2 protein-coding genes are annotated in these 2,767 nt (G+C 42.8%); both read left to right on the top strand.

Going from position 1 to position 2,767, the window contains the following annotated elements:
• Nucleotides 1-409 precede the first annotated feature (409 nt).
• Complete coding sequence (locus tag QUA00_RS36480) at nt 410-811, top strand: plasmid mobilization protein (protein WP_333413453.1); 402 nt, start codon at nt 410-412, stop codon at nt 809-811.
• 50 nt (nt 812-861) lie between these two features.
• Nucleotides 862-2,487 (top strand): relaxase/mobilization nuclease domain-containing protein, encoded by a 1,626-nt coding sequence (locus QUA00_RS36475; protein WP_333413451.1) that lies wholly within the window; start codon nt 862-864, stop codon nt 2,485-2,487.
• Nucleotides 2,488-2,767: the final 280 nt, after the last annotated feature.

Genomic DNA, 2,767 nt, shown 5'->3' with positions numbered 1-2,767 from the left:
GCATAGATAATGTATGCTCGCACCATCGGCTCGCGCAACATTGAGCGGTGGGACAGTTGTTGCCATACCCATAGATCATCTGAACTTGGGACAGTGCGGTGAGTGTACTGACTTCAAAGAGAGCTGCTACGAATCGACTTCCCGCGATCGCAAGAGCCTCGCGCATAGAACCCACCACTACCACCAGCTTTTTGCTCGCTTGTGACTACCATCGCCAGAGTCAGAGGGCAGGCGATCGCACCTCAATGAACAATTTATACAATTAAAGGAAATTAGAGTAGTCAATCTCTACGTTTAATAAACCCTAATAGCCCTCTCCAATTGGGGGGGATAAAATCACCAGAATAGCGGTGTTCAATTACAGTTGTTAACTTGTATATTTACAAACAGTGATTACCGATTAAAAGCTATGAAAAATTTACCGAAAGTCAGACCCAGAGAGCAGCTATCAAGCCATATCCACATCCGCTTGACTGACTCCGATTACAGCGAAATTCAAACACTAGCTCACCAAGTAAATTTGAGTATGAGCGACTTCATGCGTCGTGCAGCTTTGAGGAGAACTATGCCACACCCTCTATCTGTATTTGATTTGAAAGCCTATCAAGTTTTATGCCAAATTAATGCTCAACTTAAAATTGCAGCAAACAACCTCAATCAGATGAAGAAAGCTTGCAATAGTGCTCTGGTATTGGGAGAACCCGTTATTGTTAATAGAGGACTCTTAGAAAATGTACAGCAACTTATTCGAGAGAACCAAACTGCAATTAAAACAATAGTTGCCAACCTCACCAATTCTACAGTCCGCTAATTCTTAATAAGCCTCAGCAATTGATGTAATAAATCTACGGTGAAACGGCTATGATTGGCAAACAAATCAAAGGTACAGGCTTTCGTGGCTGTCTGAACTACGTGCTGGGCAAAAAAGACGCCGCTCTAATTGGCGGTACTATGTGCGGACAGACTCCTGAAGAACTGGCTGCTGAATTTGGGATTGCCCGACAACTAAGACCTAACCTGAAAGTAGCAGTATTTCATGCTACTTTATCTGTCGATTCTACCCAGAAACTAGAAGATTCGGAAGAAAATGAGTACCGCTGGCTAGCAATCGCAGCCGACTACATGAAAGCAATGGAATTTGACAACAACCAGTATGCAGTTGTCAAGCACAACGATACAGACCATGACCACATTCACATCGTCGCCAGTCGCATCCGCCTAGATGGAAGTGTCGTTGATGATAGCTGGGATTATTACAGAAGCCAAGAAGTAATCCGCCAGTTAGAAAGAGACTACAATTTAGAAGCTGTTACACCTAGTTGGGAAACATATAAGCGATCTCCGACTACTGGAGAACATAGGTACTTACAAAGCAAGGGAAACAAAAGCGTCAGGGTGCAATTGCAAGACCTAATTGATGAAGTTACCCAAGACAACCCAAGTATGCCAGAATTCGTTGAGCGGTTGCAGCAACAAGGCCCAGAGGTACAAGTCGGATTGACTCGAACTGGAATCGGCTTCAGTAAAGGCATTTCTTACAATTTAGATGGAGTCGCTTTAAGTGGCACTCAGTTGGGTAGAGCCTACACTTTTTCTGGATTGCAGAAGCATCGAGGCGTTAGCTATGACAAAGGGCGAGATAACGCCCTAATTGAGGCTTTAATGCAGCCACAACACTTAGCTATCGCCCCCAGTGAGGCAGAGGAAAATGAGCTAGAGTCGTCACAATCCGAGTTAGCAGCAACCGCGCCTGCAACTCCTGCAATTCCTGCAACACCAAATGAGTTAGAGTTGTCACAATCTGAGTTAGTAGCAAGCGCGCCTGCAACTCCTGCAATTCCTGCAACACCAAATGAGTTAGAGTTACAACTGTCAATCCTGCCTGAAAGGAATGAAACTCAGTGGCAAAAAGTGCGATCGCATCTAGCAGTCGAGTACAGTTTACCTTTTGAATTGCTTGATTTATTACACTCTCATTCTTGGTTGTATGCCAACTCAGAAAAAGCTGTCTTTACGGCACGGACGCTTGAGGGGGAAGCCAGCTTCGCTTTTGTTTTAGATGAAAGAGGCAACTTTACTACAAGCCATCCCCTGTCATCTGAAGCTGCTTTCTGGGTAGCCACTACTGGAGAAATTGAGCGAGCTGTGATTGCTTGTAACCCAATCGAAGCCCTTTCAATTTTGCTTATTGAACAGGAAAATAGCCAGGATAACTCTACACCACCACCCACAATTTACCTAGGAATTGAACGAGCTTCACAACTGCCTATACAATTCTTACAAGAACTCGATAGCGTTATTATAGCGATTGCCGAAAATTCTCAGCTCGCTCGAAATGCGAGCGCGCTGCTACCGAACGCAGAACTTGTTAATCCACAGTCAAGTTGGAATGATATCTGGATACAATTAATTGAGCAAGAACAGCAAACTCATAAACAAAATAACCAACAGTATAAACGGCGCATCCAAGAAATTGAATTGGATTAGTTATGGTTCCCTGACAAAGTGAGTATTGTCTAATAAAAATGCTACTTAACAAATTTTCTACTTGCAACCTAAATTACTCATAGCGCTGCCACTAAGTATTACCAATTTATGAATAGATTTATTTATCAACTATTTTTCCTGATTTGGCTAAGTAACTTGAGACGGCGCTTGCTCATTTTTTTTGTGAGCCGACCTTGATAACAATAAGCTGTTCGACATCTAAACTGCATTAACTAAGTTACCTTTGTTTTTGATATTTCGGTTCCATTTCATAATTAAT

It is taken from the genome of Microcoleus sp. T2B6 (assembly GCF_036700475.1).
Taxonomy (GTDB): Bacteria; Cyanobacteriota; Cyanobacteriia; order Cyanobacteriales; family Microcoleaceae; genus Microcoleus.
Note: the sequence above shows the minus strand (reverse complement) of the source record. Positions and strands in the feature narration are given on the sequence as shown.